Source organism: Bradyrhizobium sp. (assembly GCF_035309285.1).
Lineage (GTDB): Bacteria > Pseudomonadota > Alphaproteobacteria > Rhizobiales > Xanthobacteraceae > Bradyrhizobium.
On record NZ_DATGFH010000153.1, the window covers coordinates 1 to 17,890 of the forward strand.

14 protein-coding genes are annotated in these 17,890 nt (G+C 64.2%); 5 read left to right on the forward strand and 9 right to left on the reverse strand.

The features are described from left to right. The 3 genes from VKR55_RS27550 to VKR55_RS27560 form a co-directional block, all read right to left on the reverse strand. Positions 1–744, reverse strand: a 744-nt coding sequence (locus VKR55_RS27550) for an enoyl-CoA hydratase/isomerase family protein (RefSeq protein ID WP_324408391.1), incomplete at its 3' end; no start/stop codon positions are given. Between the two features lie 30 nt (positions 745–774). Continuing rightward, complete coding sequence (locus VKR55_RS27555; RefSeq protein WP_324408393.1) at positions 775–1,974, reverse strand: pyridoxal-phosphate-dependent aminotransferase family protein; 1,200 nt, start codon at positions 1,972–1,974, stop codon at positions 775–777. 179 nt (positions 1,975–2,153) lie between these two features. Continuing rightward, complete coding sequence (locus VKR55_RS27560; protein WP_324408395.1) at positions 2,154–3,359, reverse strand: pyridoxal-phosphate-dependent aminotransferase family protein; 1,206 nt, start codon at positions 3,357–3,359, stop codon at positions 2,154–2,156. Between the two features lie 119 nt (positions 3,360–3,478). Between VKR55_RS27560 and VKR55_RS27565 the strand changes: the two genes are divergently transcribed. The 3 genes from VKR55_RS27565 to VKR55_RS27575 all read left to right on the forward strand — a co-directional run bounded on the left by VKR55_RS27565 (position 3,479) and on the right by VKR55_RS27575 (position 7,695). Then, complete coding sequence (locus VKR55_RS27565) at positions 3,479–4,201, forward strand: GntR family transcriptional regulator (protein WP_324408397.1); 723 nt, start codon at positions 3,479–3,481, stop codon at positions 4,199–4,201. Positions 4,202–4,288: 87 nt separating this feature from the next. Then, positions 4,289–7,255, forward strand: coding sequence for an FAD-binding and (Fe-S)-binding domain-containing protein (locus tag VKR55_RS27570; RefSeq protein ID WP_324408399.1), 2,967 nt, complete (start codon positions 4,289–4,291; stop codon positions 7,253–7,255). 11 nt (positions 7,256–7,266) lie between these two features. Then, entirely contained in the window at positions 7,267–7,695 is a 429-nt protein-coding gene (locus tag VKR55_RS27575; protein WP_324408401.1) for a GlcG/HbpS family heme-binding protein, read from the forward strand. 24 nt (positions 7,696–7,719) lie between these two features. Here the strand turns inward: VKR55_RS27575 and VKR55_RS27580 are convergent, their stop codons facing one another. The 4 genes from VKR55_RS27580 to VKR55_RS27595 all read right to left on the reverse strand — a co-directional run bounded on the left by VKR55_RS27580 (position 7,720) and on the right by VKR55_RS27595 (position 10,421). Further along, positions 7,720–8,421: an NnrU family protein gene (locus VKR55_RS27580; RefSeq protein WP_324408403.1), complete on the reverse strand. Its 702-nt coding sequence runs from the start codon at positions 8,419–8,421 to the stop codon at positions 7,720–7,722. Next, positions 8,418–9,221 (reverse strand): nuclear transport factor 2 family protein, encoded by an 804-nt coding sequence (locus VKR55_RS27585; RefSeq protein WP_324408405.1) that lies wholly within the window; start codon positions 9,219–9,221, stop codon positions 8,418–8,420. Before VKR55_RS27585 ends, VKR55_RS27580 begins: the two co-directional genes overlap by 4 nt. A gap of 93 nt (positions 9,222–9,314) precedes the next feature. Beyond that, entirely contained in the window at positions 9,315–9,749 is a 435-nt protein-coding gene (locus VKR55_RS27590) for a PaaI family thioesterase (protein ID WP_324408407.1), read from the reverse strand. Positions 9,750–9,782: 33 nt separating this feature from the next. Beyond that, positions 9,783–10,421, reverse strand: coding sequence for a TetR/AcrR family transcriptional regulator (locus VKR55_RS27595; RefSeq protein ID WP_324408409.1), 639 nt, complete (start codon positions 10,419–10,421; stop codon positions 9,783–9,785). A gap of 242 nt (positions 10,422–10,663) precedes the next feature. On the opposite strand from VKR55_RS27595, the gene VKR55_RS27600 reads away from it, so the two are divergent. Next, positions 10,664–11,026 (forward strand): VOC family protein, encoded by a 363-nt coding sequence (locus VKR55_RS27600; RefSeq protein ID WP_324408411.1) that lies wholly within the window; start codon positions 10,664–10,666, stop codon positions 11,024–11,026. 935 nt (positions 11,027–11,961) lie between these two features. On the opposite strand, the gene VKR55_RS27605 is transcribed toward VKR55_RS27600, so the two are convergent. Next, positions 11,962–12,744 carry an enoyl-CoA hydratase/isomerase family protein gene (locus VKR55_RS27605; protein WP_324408414.1) on the reverse strand — a complete coding sequence of 261 codons (783 nt, stop codon included), beginning with the start codon at positions 12,742–12,744 and terminating at the stop codon, positions 11,962–11,964. A 186-nt stretch (positions 12,745–12,930) separates the two neighbouring features. On the opposite strand from VKR55_RS27605, the gene VKR55_RS27610 reads away from it, so the two are divergent. After that, positions 12,931–14,307, forward strand: coding sequence for a caspase family protein (locus VKR55_RS27610; protein WP_324408415.1), 1,377 nt, complete (start codon positions 12,931–12,933; stop codon positions 14,305–14,307). Positions 14,308–14,340: 33 nt separating this feature from the next. Here VKR55_RS27610 and VKR55_RS27615 read toward each other — a convergent pair whose 3' ends face one another. Beyond that, positions 14,341–17,790: an acyl-[ACP]--phospholipid O-acyltransferase gene (locus VKR55_RS27615; RefSeq protein WP_324408417.1), complete on the reverse strand. Its 3,450-nt coding sequence runs from the start codon at positions 17,788–17,790 to the stop codon at positions 14,341–14,343. Positions 17,791–17,890: the final 100 nt, after the last annotated feature.

Genomic DNA, 17,890 nt, shown 5'->3' on the forward strand with positions numbered 1-17,890 from the left:
GCGGAAATCCTCGCTCATGTAGGCCTTGAGGATCAGGTCCTCGCCCTCGTCGCGCGACAGCGTGCGGCGGATACGGCGCACCGCCTCCTTGGTGACTTCGAGCGTGATCGGCGCGTGGGAAGCCACGAGTTTCGCCGTCTCGTCGGCGCGGCGCTGCAGCGTCTCGATATCGGGCACCACCTCGTTGAGGAGCCCGAGCGCCAGCGCCTCGCCCGCCTCGACGAGCCGCGCCTTGAAGATCAGGTCCTTGGTCCGTGCCGGGCCGATCAGCGCGACCAGGCGGGAGATGTTGGACATCGACAGGCAGTTGGCGAGCGTGCGCGCGATCGGAAAGCCGATCCGGGTCGATGCCGTGCCGATGCGGATGTCGCAGCAGGCCGCAATCCCGGCGCCGCCGCCGGTGCAGGCGCCCGTGATCGCCGCGATCACGGGAACGCGGCAACTCTCCAGCGTGCCGAGCACGCGGTCGATCCGCGCCTCGTAATCGAGCGCATCCTGCGCGGTCTTGAAGGCGCGGAACTGGGAGATGTCCGTGCCGGAGGCGAACGCCTTGTCGCCGGCGCCGGTCAGGATCAGCGCCTTGATCGAGTGGTCGGCATTGATGCTCTCGCAGATCGAGGCCATCCGCTCGTACATCGCAAAGGTCAGCGCGTTGCGCGCCTGCGGTCGGTTGAAGGTCAGCCGCGCGATCCCGTCGGTGACGGAATAGAGCAGGTCTTCATTGGCTGATACCGGGGCGTTCATCGCACTCTTCCTTTTTCGGTTTGAATTATCTCAGGCGACCGCGGCTTTCGGCACGGCGGCCTGCTCTCGGCGCTTGAGGACATCCATGGCGGCGACCACGCCGCCGGAGCGGTGCGGCACCTTGGCGAGATCAAGGCCCATCTCGACGCCCGACAGCGTTCCCATCAGCATCAGATCGTTGAAGTGGCCGATATGGCCGATGCGGAACAGCTTGCCCTTGACCTTGTTGAGGCCGGTGCCGAGCGACATGTCGAAATTCTCCAGCACCACTTTGCGGAAATGGTCGGAGTCGTGGCCCTCGGGCATGCGCACGCCGGTGAGGGCCGGCGAATGCGCGCCCTGTTCCTGGCATTGCGTCTCCAGGCCCCAGACCTTCATCGCCGCGCGCGTCGCCTCGCTGTGGCGCTTGTGGCGGGTGAACACGTTCTCCATGCCCTCTTCCTCGAGCATCTTGATCGCTTCGCGCAGGCCGAACAGCAGGTTGATCGCGGGCGTATAGGGGAAGGTGCCGACCTTGTTGAAGGCCATGACGTCTTCCCATTCCCAATAGGAGCGCAGGCCCGGATTGGCCTTGGCGACCGCGAGCGCCTTTTCCGACACCGCGTTGAAGCCGAGCCCCGGCGGCAGCATCAGCCCCTTCTGCGAGCCCGCGACCGAGACGTCGACGCCCCAGGCGTCATGCTCATACTCCATCGAGCCGAGGCCGGAGATGGTGTCGACCATCAAGAGCGCCGGATGTGTGAGGCGGTCCATGATGTTGCGGACGTCGAGTGGCCGGGTGACGCAGCCGGTCGAGGTCTCGTTATGAACCACGCAGACGGCCTTGATCTTGTGCGCCTTGTCGGCAGAAAGCCGCGCCTCGATCTGTTCAAGATCAGCACCATGGCGCCAGTCGCCCGGAATGAATTCCACGTCGAGCTTGAACTTGTCGGCGATGCCGCGCCAGAGCACGGCGAACTGCCCGGTCTCGCACATCAACACCTTGTCGCCGGGCTGCAGCGTGTTGACGATCGCGGCTTCCCACGCGCCGGTCCCGGACGAGGGAAAGATGATGACCGGCTGCTTGGTCTTGAACATGCGCTGCATGCCGGAAAGCACCGCAAAACCGATCTCGGCAAACTCCGGACCGCGATGGTCGAGGCCCGGCATGTCCATCGCCCGCAGCACGCGGTCGGGAATGTTGGTCGGTCCTGGAATCTGGAGGAAATGCCTTCCGGTATGCACGGTCATGGGGGTCCTTTCCCGGCGAAGTCTTTGGAGGCGCTCGAATAGCACCATTCGAGCGGCTTTTCCCCTGCCGGGGGGCTGGCGTCAATGCATAAGAGGTCGGCCCTGCGGCGCGGAAATGCGCCCGCCCGCGCTGCGTTCCCCTGTTTCTCCGGCGTCCTCGAAAGCACCGCAGACAAGCCCTAGTTCTTCACCACCTTCAAATGCGACTGCGCATTGGCGAGCGTCGGTTCTTCGAGCGTCTTGATCGCGACTTCGACGCCGCCGGAGCGATGCGGAATGCCGGCTTTCGCAAGCCCCATCTCGACGCCGGACAAGGCGCCGAGCAGGGTCAGCTCGTTGCACTCGCCGAGATGGCCGATCCGGAACACCTTGCCTGCGACCTTGCCGAGCCCCGAGCCGAGCGACATGTTGCTCGTCTCCAGCACCACTTTCCGGAACTGGTCGGCGTCGTGTCCCGGCGGCATCAGCACGGCGGTCAGCACCGGCGAATATTCCGCCGGGTTCTGGCACAGCACCTCCAACCCCCAATGCGTGACTGCGGCGCGGGCTGCGGCTGCAAGGCGCTTGTGGCGCGCAAAAACACTCTCCAGCCCCTCCTCCATGAGCATCGTGATGGATTCGCGCAGGCCGTAGAGCAGGTTGGTCGCCGGCGTATAGGGGAAGAAGCCGTTCGCATTCGGCTTTAACATCTCCTCCCAGTCCCAATAGGAGCGCGGCATCTTGCTGGTCTTCGCCGCCGCGCGCGCCTTCTCCGAGATCGCGTTGAAGCCAAGCCCCGGCGGCAGCATGAAGCCCTTCTGCGAGCAGCTTACGGTGACGTCGACCTTCCACTCATCGTGGCGATAGTCGATCGAGCCGAGCGAGGAGATGGTGTCGACCAGCAGCAGCGCCGGATGACCGGTCTTGTCGAGGGCTGTGCGGATCTCGTTGACGCGGCTGGTCGCGCCCGTCGAGGTCTCGTTATGGACCACCATGACGGCCTTGATCGCGTGAGAGGAATCCTGCGCCAGCCGCGCCTCGATCGCTGCGGGGTCGGCGCCGTGGCGCCAGTCGCCCGGCATGAACTCGACATCGATGCCCCAGCGCACCGCCATGTTCCGCCAGAGCGTCGCGAAATGACCGGTCTCGACCATCAGCACCTTGTCGCCTGGCGAAAGCGTGTTGACGATCGCCGCCTCCCACGCGCCGGTGCCCGACGAGGGGAAAATGATGACGGGCCCAGTGGTCTGGAAGATTGTCTGGCTGCCTCGAAAGACGGCCTTGGCGAGCTCGGCAAACTGCGCGCTGCGATGGTCGATGATCGGCATGTCCATGGCCCGCAGCACACGGTCCGGGATGGGGCTCGGGCCGGGAATATGGAGGAAATGGCGTCCCTGATGCGGCATGCGAGCCTCCCGCTGCGGTGAAGCGCGGACTATTGCATTCAATATTGGGTGCCGCAACCCTCGCAATTGCACACAATTTCCTTGCCCCGCAGCTTTGGACCGGGGCATAAATTGTTCCCATGAAACCCCTGATTCCCAGCGAGACCATTCCCGCCGCCGCGCCAGCGCGAGAGGACCAGTCGCTGCACGACGAGATCCTGACGCGGCTGCGCGACCACATCGTCGAGGGCAACATTCCCGACGGCGGCCGCATCCCGGAGCGGCAGCTCTGCGAGATGCTCGGCATTTCGCGCACGCCCTTGCGCGAGGCGCTGAAGGTGCTCGCCGCCGAAGGCCTGATCGAGCTGTTGCCGAACCGCGGCGCGCGCGTGCGGCAATTGAGCGAGCGCGATCTCGCCGAATTATTCGACGTGATGGGCGGGCTCGAAGCGCTCGCCGGCCGGCTCGCCTGCGAGACTATCAGCGGTGCCGAGATCGCGGAGATCGAGCGGCTGCATTACGAGATGTACGGTTTCTACCTGCACCGCGACATGCACGGCTATTTCCGCGTCAACCAGCTCATCCACCAGAAGATCGTCGAAGCGTCGCGCAACGCGACGCTGCAAGCGACCTATGCGAGCTTCGCCGGGCGCATCCGCCGCATCCGCTATGCCGCCAATTTCGCCCGCAAGCGCGAGCGCTGGGGTGAAGCCATGCGCGAGCACGAGGCGATCCTGGAGGCGCTGCGCCGCCGCGCCGGCAGCGAACTCGCCGACATCCTGTTCGCCCACCTGCGCAACAAGCGCAAAGCCGCGGTGGAGCATCTGGCGCAGGACGGCACCCCGGCGCCGGCCGGCTTATAAGGCCTCCGCAAATCCAACTTTTGCATGCAAAATTTCAATGCAATCCAAAGGGATTGAATTGGCTGCCGACCCCGACTACGGACAAGCATGCCCGACCACGCACCCTCTCCGCTTGAGACCCGGCTTGTCCGCGAGATCACGGGCGAGGTGCTGTTCGACCGCTTCAGCCGCGGCCGTTATGCGACGGATGCCTCGTTCTACCAGATCATGCCGGCGGGTGTGGTGGTGCCGCGCACGATGGACGAGGCGTTGCGGGCGCTGGCGATTGCCCGCGAGCAGGGGCGCGTCGTCACGCCGCGCGGCGGCGGCACCTCGCAATGCGGCCAGACCGTCAATGACGGCATCGTTGTCGATGTCTCGAAACATCTGAACCGCATCCTCGCACTGGATGTCGAGAAGGCGACCTGCGTGGTCGAACCCGGCATCGTGCTCGACGATCTCAACCGGCAACTGAAAAAGCACGGGTTGTGGCTTCCCGTCGACGTCTCGACGGCCTCGCGAGCGACCATCGGCGGCATGGCCGGCAACAATTCCTGCGGCGGCCGCAGCTTGCGCTACGGCACCATGCGCGACAACACGATCGCGCTGGAGGCTGCCCTCGCCGACGGCACGCGCCTGCACTTTGGCGAGGTACCGCGCGATCTCTCGGGCGTGACGATGCCGGACCATGGCGCTGCGCTGTTTCGCGACATGCTTGATCTCGGCGAGCGCGAGGCCAGTGAGATCGCGGACAAGTTCCCGAAGGTGCAGCGCCGCGTCGGCGGCTATAACCTCGATGCCCTGGTGCCGCGCAACGCGCCCAACAACATGGCGCATCTGCTCGTTGGCTCCGAAGGCACGCTCGCCTTCACCACCCAGGTCGAGCTGAAGCTATGGCCCGTAATCCGCAACAAGGTGCTCGGCGTCTGCCATTTCGGCAGCTTTTACGAAGCGATGGATGCCGCCCAGCATCTGGTAAAACTCAAGCCGATCGCGATCGAGCTGGTCGACCGCACCATGATCGCGCTCGGCCGCGAGATTACAATGTTCCAGCCGGTGATCGCGGCCGCCGTGCGCGGCGATCCCGATGCCATTCTCGTCGTCGAATTCGCAGAAGAGGATCAATCCGAAAATCTGCAACGGCTGAAGCGGCTCACCGAACTGATGGGCGATCTCGGCTTTGGCTGGAACAATCCGCGACGCAAATGGGGCGGCGTGGTCGAGATAACTGAGCCCGCGTTGCAGACGGCGGTCGCCGATTTCCGCGCCGCTGGTCTCAATGTGATGATGTCCATGAAGGAGGCGGGAAAGCCGGTCTCCTTTGTCGAGGATTGCGCAGTGCCGCTGCCGCATCTCGCCGACTACACCGAGCGCCTCAACGCGGTGTTTCGCAAGCACGGCACCCACGGCACCATGTATGCGCACGCCTCCGAAGGCTGCCTGCATGTACGCCCGGTGCTGAACCTGCGGCTGGAGAAAGACGTCAAGGCGATGCGGGCGATCGCGGAAGAAGCCTTCGCCATGGTGCGCGAATACAAGGGCTCGCATTCCGGCGAGCATGGCGACGGCATCGTGCGCTCGGAGTTTCACGAAGCGATGTTCGGCTCGCGCATCGTCGCCGATTTCGCCGAGGTGAAGCACCGCTTCGATCCGGAGAACGTGCTCAATCCCGGCAAGATTGTCGATCCACCGAAAATGGATGACCGCACGCTGTTCCGTTACCCACCGGACTATCGCATCAGTGAATTGAAGACCGTGCTCGACTGGTCGGCCTATCCCGGCGCGAGCGGCGGCTTCCAGGGCGCGGTCGAGATGTGCAACAACAACGGCGCCTGCCGCAAGCTCGAGGGCGGCGTGATGTGCCCCTCCTATCGCGCCACCCACGATGAGAAGGATGTCACGCGAGGGCGTGCGAACACGCTGCGGCTTGCGATCTCCGGCCAGCTCGGCCCCGATGCGCTCGCCTCCGACGAGATGGCGGAGACGCTGAAACTGTGCGTGTCCTGCAAAGCCTGCCGGCATGAATGCCCTGTTGGCGTCGACATGGCCAAAATGAAGATCGAGGTGCTTGCCGCGCGCGTCGCGCGCACTGGGTTGTCGCTGCGCGACCGGCTCGTCGGCTATCTCCCGCACTACGCGCCGTTCGCCTCGCGCTTTGCGTGGCTCGCGAACTTGCGCAACCAAAGCCCTATGCTCCGAGCGCTGTTCGAGAGAATAGCTGGCATCAGCGCCAAGCGCACCCTGCCCGCGTTCCGGCGCGACATTTTCCATGTTGATGCCGAGGCGTTCGGCCCCGCCGGCGGCCACGAGGTCGTGCTGTTTGCCGACACTTTCAATCGCACCTACGAGCGCGAGAATCTCGACGCCGCGCTGCGCGTTCTCGTCGAAGGCGGCTACCGCGTCTATCTACTGAAGCCGGTCACCGGCAGCCGCCCGCTCTGCTGCGGGCGCACCTTCCTTTCCGCCGGCCTGGTCGACCAGGCACGCGCCGAGCTCGATCGCCTCGTGCAAACCTATGCGCCCTTCGCCGCGCGCGGCGTGCCGATCGTGGGTTTGGAGCCAAGCTGCCTGCTGACGCTGCGCGATGAGCTGTTGTCGCTGCGCAAGGACGAGACTGCGAAGACGATCAGCGCGCATGCACTGCTATTCGAGGAATTCCTGGTGCGCGAGGCGCAGGCCGGACGCTTGCAGCTTCCGCTCGGTGTAATCGGCGACAAGGCGCTGGTGCACGGCCATTGCCACCAAAAATCGTTCGGCGCGTTCAAGCCGGTCGAGCAGGCATTGCGGCTGATCCCTGACCTCAAGGTCGAGATCGTCGAGTCGAGCTGCTGCGGCATGGCGGGCGCCTTCGGCTATGGCGCGGACACCTATGACGCCTCGATCGCGATGGCGGAATTGTCGCTCTTGCCCGCGGTGCGCCGCGCCGAGCCAACGACCATCGTTGTTGCCGACGGCACTTCGTGCCGGCACCAGATCAAGGATGGTACGCAGCGCGAGGCGCTGCATGTCGCGCGCGTGCTGGCGATGAGCCTCGATGCCGCGAAATCCGGTTCACTTGCCTCTCCCGTTACCTAAGGAAACAAGAAATGGCTGAACTCACCCTCGACGTCGCCCGCAAGATTCTCGATGTCGCGCTCGCCAAAGCGGTCGAGAAGAAGCTGAAGCCGCTCTGCATCACGATCCTGGATGCGCGCGGCTGCACCAAGATCACGGCGGCGCAGGATGGTACGAGCCTTATGCGCGAGCAGATCGCCCACGGCAAGGCCTATGGCGCGCTCGCCATGGGCATGGGCTCGCGGGCGCTGTTCCAGCGCGCGCAGGAGCAGGCCTATTTCGTCGACGCCGTCAATGCGCTGGCACAAGGGCGGCTGGTGCCGGTGCCGGGCGGCGTACTGATTCAGGACGGCACGACCCTGCTGGGGGCCATCGGCATTTCCGGCGACACATCAGACAATGACGAAGCTTGCGCCATCGCCGGCATCGAGGCCGCGGGGCTGAAGGCCAATCCGGGGTAGAGCTTTGCGCTGTCGTAAGGTGGGTTAGCCGCAGGCGTAACGCACCATCTTTGCCACCAGGAAACTGGTGGGCGCAAACAGAATGGAGAGTACGACCAGAAGCACGCCGAAGCCTGATGCCAGTCTGCGTGATCCGATCTCGCGGATCGACAAACGTTGGCGACGGCTCATGATCGCCACGAACGGCACGTTCGAGGTTGTCGCAGCAAATGCGTGCCAGGCTTCTTTATGCTGACGTGACTTTTTGGCATCCAGCACAAACGACCCGACGATCCCGAGGACTGCGATACTGCCGAAGGCAAGAAGCGCCGCAATGTCGCCGAGCACGATCATGAGCGCAAGCGAAAGCAGACCGGCCCCCCAGAAGAACGGATTGCGCGACACCCGCAAGATCCCCCTCACAATGCCCGCTTGATCAAACAGATGGCCCTGTCGCCCGATCACTGGATTGGGCGTAGAAAGACCAGCCGCAATCAAAATGCTGCCAACGAGCGCGACAGGCAGCACCAGGGCTTTAACCCAAGGCGGCATCTCCCACAGGACGAGCGTCGGCGCCCGCAGGTAACTCACGACCAGCCAGGCAAACGCCGCCAACGTCAACGCACTATAGAAAGCAAAATAGCGCGATTCGCCAAGCCAGCCGACCAATCGGCTCCGCAATGGTGCACTCGCGATCAGAAAATGGCTGAGCACCAGGAACAGCGCAGCAGCCGCAAGGCTAATCATCGCACGTCCTCCGAAACTTGCGAAGCCGGCCGTCCGGAATTGCGTTCGAGAAAGCGCAGCAACGCGGCGGTATCGAAGTGGTACATGCGCGAGTCGGTAATCTTCCCGTCTTCCATCCGGTAGACGCTCACGGCCGGGAGATCGAGGCTGTCGCCCGTCTCGGTGTTCTTGAGCCTATGGCGCCACAGCACGACCACGTGGTCGCCCTCGGCAATGATCTGCGGATCAAGACCGCGCAATTCGTTCGGCTGGAAGCGATTCCAGGCCGCGAGGAATCCCTGGCCATGGCGCGCCACGTCGGATCCACCATAATCGCCGCCATAGGGGAGGCTGTCCGCCTCGTGGATGGTGATGGTTTCGGCGTAGGCGGCGAGCACGCTTACGCGGTCACGGCGGTCGACAGCCCTGAACAGGGCCTCGACAGCGCGCTTGTTGGTCTGCGCCTTATCGCGGGCTGCGCGCAGATCTTCCGACTCGTCGAATACCGCGTGCCAGCGGCGTACCGCGCCGGTAAAGATACCGCCCTTGATCGCGGGGTCGTCGGCGAGAAGCGCTGCGGCCTCCTCGCGGCCATTGGCGCGCACTACAGCAAACCCTCCACCCCCGTCGTCCAGGAAGGGCCCACCGCACAGTACCCGACCTTCGGCATAAAGCTTCCCAATATAGGCGCGATGCGCGTTGAGGCTCTGCTCGGTGACCGGCCGGCCCACGATCCATTGCGGCCCCGCTGCATAGATAAACGCGTAGGTTTTCTCGTTATCAACCTTGGATTGTCGTTCTGGGCGCTGCTCTGCTGACATTTGCACTCCTCAACCAGGTCTACTCGTTGCGATGTCGTTTCTCGCGACGATCGCGTCCGCGCAACGATGTCATCGGCGTTGGATAGGTCGCGGTCATCGCGCTTGTTCCGGAATCTTCAACAAGATCGCTTCGCCGGACGCAATCAACCTTCGTTCGCCTCCCTTACCGTGGCCGAACAACTCGGCCTGGGTAAAGACCTGCCTCTTGCCGGCTCGTACGACTCGTCCAATCACCGAAAAGAAATCTCCTTTGCCAGGCTCGTAGCAGCTCATCGAGAAATGAGATGCAGTCACTCTGCCGGATGTCGTGACTGCAGCGAACCCGCATGCCGTATCGAGTGCGGCGGCAATCAGTCCCGCATGAAGAAAACCGGCATACTGACCCAAATCCTCCTTCCAGGCGAACTGCAGTTCCGCTTCGCCATTCGCGGCGCGCAGAACATCAAGGCCACACCATTTGTTGAAAGGCGCGCTGCAATTGAGGCCTTTCACGGTGTCCAGATCGTATGAGTTGTCGTCCGACGTCACCTCAGTCTCCAGTCCTTTGGGCGGTTCGCGCTGTCATTCATCGCGCGCCTTGTGGATCGATGCCGGGCGCGAAGCGGCTCCAACGTGGGAATCGATAACGGCCGCGTAGGCGGAAGCAATCAGCGCGTCGATGCTGCGAGGCGGCGGCTCGCCCGCCTCGACGAAGCGGCGGACCGCGGCAACCGGCACGTCAAGTATGCTAAATGTTGCGATCTCCCGCATTTGCTTTGTGTTTGCACCGAACAGCCGCCGCGTGATGTCGGCAAGACCGTCCGTGACTTGCGCGGCCAGCCGCTCGGCCTCGCCCTTCATGGAGGCCGGCCAAGGGCCGCTGAGGAAATCCTCGCGTCTGTGCAGCAGCATGATGCGCGCGCCTTCAAAGTCATCTCGTACTGTGCGCGGGATCGACAACGCGGCATCGAGACCGGCCTGCCGCGGGTCTGGATGTCGCAACGCGTCGGCCCATCCATCCTGAAACACGGCTGCCTTTGCGAGCCAAAGCCTTCCCAAGAGATCGTCCCGCGAATTGAAGCGGTGGTAGATCGAGCCGCTGGGTGCTTTGAGGGCCTTTGCGATGGCTGTCACGGTCGCTGCCGATGGGCCGTGTGCGGCCGCAATCGTCGCGGCGGCCTCGAGAATTCGGTGTTCGCTGTGCTTAGCGGGCCTTATCATGCCAATTAGATAGCACTCTCTAATTGGATTGACAAGCCCTCTGACCGCACCTGCTGCCGGCGCTGAAGAAGTCGGCAAAGATTACGCCTCTCGGACGGATCGGCAGCGGCGTAGGGTGAGTTGAGCGACTTGTCCGCCGTAGAGCGAAGGCCGAAGCGAAACCCACCATTTTCCTTGCGATGGGTTTCGCTTACGCTCAACCCATCCTACGCGTTGCGTCGTGACGCATCGGAGGCATCGTCATGATCGAGAGCATAAGCGCCGTCACGCTCGCCACTCACGACATGGGACGCGCGGTCCGCTTCTACACCTCGCTCGGCTTCGAGACCCTCTACGGCGGCGAGGCGTCCCCGTTTACCAGCCTTCGCGCCGGTCCCGGTTATCTCAACCTGATCGCGCAGGGCGAGGAGAAGCGCTGGTCCTGGTGGGGCCGTATCATCTTCTACGTCGACGACGTCGATGCGCTCTACGAGCGCGCGCTGGCGGCCGGCTATCAGCCCTCGACGAAGCCGCGCGATGCCGAATGGGGCGAGCGTTATTTTCATCTCACTGATCCCGATGGCCACGAGCTCAGCTTTGCGCGGCCTTTACAGAAATCGGCCTAGCGAAGAGTCCTCCACCGCTCCAGCCCCATCGGGCAAATCAATTCGCTTTACCCGAAGTCACGTGATGGAATGTCAAGCCCCTCCGGCAAAAATATATCGCTTTCGTTTTTCGGAAATCCATGATTGTCTGGATGCGTCCCGCCTCCTTTGAGAGGGGCGTATCGCGATCGTCACGGACGTAGGAAGCGGGATGCGATGGACGTGAGGGTGCTCAGCGCGCTTGCCGCGCCGACGAAAGCATTCTTCGCGGACGAGCGAAATCGTGCGGTCCCGACGCCCCGACGCTGGCGCCAACCCCCGGGTCAAGCGATGTCGGCCTTGCGGCCGACACGCCGAGAGCCCGGGGGGACGGAGGCTAACAAGCCCGGTACTCCGAGGAGACCACGTATAAGCCGTAAACCATCGCGCAGGGAATGCCGGTTGATCTGGCTGCCCTGTTGTTGCTTGCGTGCGCAAGTGCACTTTCTTTGCACGCAAGGCACGCGGGTGCGGCCTGCACCCGGCATTCCCTGCGCCCTCTCCGATTTCGAGGGCGACGACTGGCGCAAGACCCGGACGCATTCGCGCCGCGGGAATGTAAAGGTGTGTCCAATGTCGTCATTGCGAGCGAAGCGACGTGTCCGCCGTAGGCTCAAAGAGCGAAGGCGGAAGCAATCCACGCTATCACCGCGGCGACGGCCTGGATTGCTTCGTCGCTTCCACCTTCACGCTCACGCGCTTCGGCGGACTCCGTAGCTCGCGCAGCGAGCCTAGACGGGTCGCTCCTCGCAATGACGGCAGGACGTTTGAAATTGACTCGGAGCGTAGGATGGGCAAAGCGCAGCGTGCCCACCAGTCGTGTTATCGGAGATAGATGGTGGGCACGGCGCAAGGGGCGCCTTTGCCCACCCTACGATCTTTCGCGCGGACGGCAACCTCGGACGATCTCCGACTTGCTACCGCCCCGTCCAGCTCGGCTTGCGCTTCTCTGCAAACGCCTTCAATCCCTCTTTCGCGTCCTCGGTCATGGCAAGCAGCGCGATCTGGCTTTCGGTATAGGCGATGCTCTCGTCAAACGACATCGCGGCGATCGCGCGCATCGCGTATTTGCCGCGGCGGATCGCGGTCGGCGACTTGTCGACGATGCGGCCGATCAGCCACTCGAGCTTGGCGTCGAGTTCGGCCTGCGGCACGACGTGGTTAAGGAGCCCGGCGGAAAGGGCCGCCTTCACATCGAAGGGCTCGCCGGTCAGCGCCCATTCGTTGATCAGCCGCGGCGGCGCGATCGCCTGCAGCAGGCTCAGCACCTGCATCGGGAACACGCCGACCTTCACCTCCGGCAGGCCGAAGATCACATGATCGGCGGCGACCGCCATGTCGGTCATGCACAGGAGTCCCATGCCGCCGGCCATGCAGACGCCGTTTACCCGCGCAATCGCAGGCTTGGTGGCGTTCTGCGACAATCGCAGCAGGTCCGCGTAGTCGCCGTTGGGCCGCGAGAAGTCGAAGGCGAAAGCCGCGCCGGCGTTCTGCAGATCGGCGCCGGCGCAAAACGCCTTCTCTCCCGCACCGGTCACGACGATCACGCGCACGTCCTTGTCGTCATGCGCCTCGCGATAACCCCTGACGAGACCTGCGATCACATCGCCGTTCAGCGCGTTGCGCTTGTCCGGACGGTTGATGGTGATCCAGTAGGCCTGCCCGCGCTTTTCGAGGATCACGCTGTCGTTGTCAGCCATCGTGCCTAACACCCATTTGTCACGTTTACATCCATGGTCGTATTTGCGGCAGGATCACGCAAGAGTGCAAGGGCTGTTCGCGCACCGAGGCTCGGCGTTGCATGCCACGCACGGCGCCTTCGCGATTGAATTATCCGGCACGGCGGATATGCTGAGATGCCGAATTTCAGTGCTTGTGAGCCGTTCATGCGGGCTATCGCCGTTCTATTGTTGACAGGTCTCATCGCAACGCTTGCCCCTGCCGCCGCTTTGGCCGCCAGCCGACCGAAGGTCGCGCTGGTGATCGGCAACGCCCGATATCCCGACAACGACGTGGTCATGAATGACGTCACCAACGACAGCCAGGACATGGCCGACGAGCTGAAGCGCGACGGCTTCGATGTCGAGCGCGCCGTCAACCTCACCGGCGACGGCATGCGCCAGGCGCTTGATCGCTTCTATGCCAAGATCCAGTCGGGCGGCGTCGCGCTGCTCTTCTTCGACGGCTTCGGCATTCAGACCGCCCGGCAGACCTACCTGCTCGGCGTCGACGCGCCGATCTGGGAGAAAAAGGACGTTGCCCACGATGGCTTCAATCTCGAAAGCATCATCCAGGAGATGAGCAACCGTGGCGCGCTGGTCAAGATCGCGATCATCGACGCGGCGCGGCGCAATCCCTTCGAGCGGCGCATCCGCCGCTACTCCGCAGGGCTCGCGCCCGCGGTCACGCCGAGCAATACGCTCGTGATCTACTCCACGGCACTCGGCTCGGTGATATCGAGCGCAAGAACCGACCACGGCCTGTTCGTGAGCGAGCTCTTGCGCGAGATCCGGGCGCCGGGCACCACCGCCGAACAGGCGTTCCGCAACACCCAGGCGGGCGTCGTCAGCGTGACGCGCGGCGAGCAGGTGCCGTGGCTGTCGTCGTCGATGACGACCGACTTCGCCTTTTTCGGCGGCCCGGCGCCAATCCCCACTCCGGGCCCGTTACCTGGACCCGGGCCTGGGCCTGGACCAGGGCCGCAGCCTCCCGCCTGCGTGGCGGCCGCTCCCGAACCGCCGCCGAGCGCCGATGAACTCGCCAACGATCCAAAGATCCAGGAATTGACCCGCCGGATCCAGCAGAATCCGGGCGACCGGATCGCCTATTACAAGCGCGGGCAACTCTATGCGATCAAGCGCGCCTACGCGCTCGCGGTAACCGACTTCGACCAGGCCATCCGGCTCAATGTCAGGGATGCGGAAGCCTACAACAACCGCTGCTGGACGCGCGCGGCCACCAACGATCTCCTCAACGCCTTGCGCGATTGCAACCAGGCGCTGCGGCTCAAGCCGGAGCTCTACGATGCGCTCGACAGCCGCGGGCTCGTCAATCTCAGGCTCGGGCGCTATCAGGAAGCGATCAGCGACTACAATGCCTCGCTGCAGCAAAATCCGCACTCCTCGTCATCGATGTTCGGACGCGGGCTTGCGCTGAAGTTCAGCGGCGGCGATGGAACGGCGGACATCGATCAGGCAAAGTCGATGGACCACAACATCGCCGCCGAATTTGCGGGCTACGGCGTGAACGAGTGCCGGCCTTAGCCCTTGAAGACGAGATCGAAGAGCGCGATGCGCTCACGCTACCTCCTGAGCGGGCGAATCCTGCGCCGACGTTGCCTGCACCGGCGCGCCCTCCCCAGGCGCGCTCGCGATCTCCCTGGCGAGCGCGGTCGCTGCGACGTAGTCGGTCTTGCCGGAGCCGAGCTGCGGGATCTTGTCGACCACCTGCACGGTCGCGGGCACGGCAAGCTCGGAGGCGCCGCTCGCCTTGGCCTGGCGCTGCATGGCGCTGCGGTCGGCGTCCTTTTGCGTGGTGAGCAGCACGATGCGCTCGCCCTTGCGGGCGTCGGGCACGGAGACCGCAACCGAGGTCGCCTGCGGCCAGAGCGTAGCGGCCATCGTCTCGACCGCGGAAAGCGAGACCATCTCGCCCGCGATCTTGGCAAAGCGCTTGGCGCGGCCCTTGATCTGGATGAAGCCGACAGCGTCGATACTGACGATATCGCCAGTGTCGTGCCAGCCGTCGGCGAGCGCCTCGAGCACGCCAGGATTTTCGGCGCGAAGGTAGCCGAGCATGACGTTCGGCCCGCGCACGGAGAGACGGCCGCCCTCCTCGATGCCGGGGACCGGATCGAGGCGGTATTCCATCAGGGGCGAGAGCCGGCCGACGCTGCCCGGGCGGTTCGCCATCGGCGTGTTCATGGCGAGCACCGGCGCTGTCTCGGTGACGCCGTAGCCCTCGAGGATGCGGATACCATAGCGCTCCATGTAGACCTGCCGCGTGCGATCCTTCACGGCTTCCGCGCCGGCGAGCACGAGCCGCAGCGTGCGGAAGTCGTAGGCATGCGCCGAGCGCGCATAGCCCGTGAGGAAGGTGTCGGTGCCGAACAGGATGGTGGCGCCAGTCTGGTAGATCAGCTCGGGCACGATCCGGTAATGCAGCGGCGACGGATACATGAAGATCGGAATGCCGGCGAGCAGCGGCATCATCATCCCGCCGGTGAGACCAAAGGAATGAAACACCGGCAGCACGTTGAAGACCTTGTCGTTGGCATTGGCATCGACACGCGCCAGCGCCTGCGCGGCGTTGGCGAGGATGTTGCGATGGGACAGCACCACGCCCTTCGGCGTGCCTTCCGAGCCCGAGGTGAACAGGATCACGGCCGGATCGTTCGCGTTGCGGACGACGCGTGGCGTGTGAGCGGCAAGCAGGCCATTGACCTTGTCGGCGAACGTGATGGTCGCGCGCACGTCCTCGAGATAGACGACCCTCGCCTGCTCGCCGATCGCGGCAATGAGCTTGTCGAGCTTGCCCTTCTCGACAAAAGCCTTCGAGGTCAGCACGGTCTTGACCTGCGCGGCCGTCATCGCCGCCAGCACATTGACGGGACCGGCGGAGAAGTTGAGCATCGCCGGCACGCGGCCGATGGTCTGCAGCGCCATGAACACCACGGCGACGCCGGCCGAGTTCGGCAGCATCACGCCGATGTTCTCGCTGACCGCGGTGCCGCTCTCGAGCTTGCGGCTCAGAACCTGGGCGCCGAGGATCAGCTTGCGGTAGGTCAGCCTGGTGCCGAGCGAGTCCTCGATGATCGGCTTGCCGGTGTCGCGGTCGCGATAGGCATGGGCGAGCCCCTCGAACAGGGTCTGGTCCAGCATCGCGTTCTTGACCATGGCGTCGATCATGACGTCCTGCAGCGCGGCGCCCGCGGCATTGCGGCGGGCCTTGCCCTTCAGCGACTGATCGATCGGCAGCTTCACCGGCGGCAGGATGGAGATCGTCACCTTCGGAAACCACGAGCGCTTGGTCTCGCCATGCTTGAGGTAGCTCAGATGCGAGCGCTGCGCGCCCTCGATGCGCACGGGCACGACGACTGCATCGGCCTTGTCGGCGATCATCGCAGTGCCGTCATAGACTTTCATCAGCGAACCGGTGACGGTGACGCGCCCTTCCGGGAAGATCACGACGGGCTCGCCGGCCGCGACCAGCTTGATCAGGTCGCGAGTCGCCATTGGCTTGGTCGGATCGACCGTGTAGTGGCGGATCATCTTCAGGAATGGTCTGGCCCACCAGGCCTTCGCGATGCCGGTGTCGACTGCAAAGCTCGCATCGACCGGCAGCACCGCGTGCAGCAACGGGCCGTCGACCAGGCTGACATGGTTCGGCGCAATCAGCATGCGGGTGCCGGCGGGCGGCAAATTCTCGATCCCACGCACTTCGGCACGGAACAGCGCGCGGAAGAGCAGCGAGCCGAAATCGCGCACGCCTTCCTTGCCCCATTTGGAGAGCACGAACCAGACCGAGCCGAAGCTCGCAACCGCAAGACCGAAGAAGATCCAGGCGATCGGCAGGCCCGCGGCCTGCAACAGCGCCACGAACAGCGAGCCGACCACCATGAAGGCGGCCTGCAGGACGTTACCCGCTGCGATCACGCGGGCGCGCTCGGAGGGCGCCGACCAGGCCTGCACGGCGGCAAAAGACGGCACCACGAACAGGCCGCCGCCGATCGCGAACAGAGCGAAGTCGATCAGCATATGGAGGCCGGAGAACGAGCCCGCGAAAGCAAGCGGCGGGATCTCGTGGCCAGCCGTGGTCGAGCCAATCGCCCAGGCGAGATCGAGGCCGACAATGCCCATCACAACCGCGCCGATCGGCACCAGCGCGAGATTGGGGCGCACATGGGAGAGATGGGCGGCGAACAGCGAGCCCGCCGCGATGCCGATGGCGAAGATCGCAAGGCACAGCGTCACCACACCCTCGCTGCCGCCAACGATATCCTTGATCAGCGCCGGCAGCAGCGACAGCACGACCGCGCCGACCAGCCAGAACCAGGAGACGATCAGCATACCGTCCCACAGCCGCGGCTCGGCATAGAGCGTCTTCAAGAGGTAATAGGTCGAGGTCCAGGGATTGGCGGTGACGGGCAGATCGGGCGCCGAGGGTGCCGTGGTCGGGATGCGCGAGGCGAACCCCCAGGACATCAGCGACAGCGCCACGACCGCGGTCGAGACCAGCGCCATGTGCGTGGTGCCCGACACGAATTGACCGCCGGCGATGGTGCCGATCAGAATCGCCATGAAGGTCGCGCCTTCGACCAGCGCGTTGCCGGTGGCGAGTTCGCCGACCGAGAGCTGGTCGGGCAGCATGGCGTATTTCACCGGGCCGAACAGCGCGGCGACGATGCCGAACAATCCCAGCGCAATGAACAACAGCGGCACCGAGTGCAGGAAGAAGCCGAGCGCAGCGAAGATCGCGGCAAAGATCTCGGCGAATTTCAGCCGCCGTGCCACCACCGACTTCACGAATTTGTCGGCGAGCTCGCCGCCGAGGCCGGAAAGGATGAAGAAGGGAAAGATGAAGACCGCGCCGGCGACGGTGACCAGTGCATCGCCATGCGCGGTCGCAGCCCCATACAACAGGATGATGACCAGCGCGTTCTTCAGGACGTTGTCGTTCAGGGCCGAGAAAAACTGGGCCCAAAACAGCGGCGCGAAACGGCGCGTCGACATCAGCTCTTTGATCATGGTCACATTCCTGAATTCCTGGGCCGAGCCGACCTGCTTTTCGCAGCAGGGTGTGTCGGAAGAAGGATGAAGGGATACTCGCGACGGGGAATTTACGGCT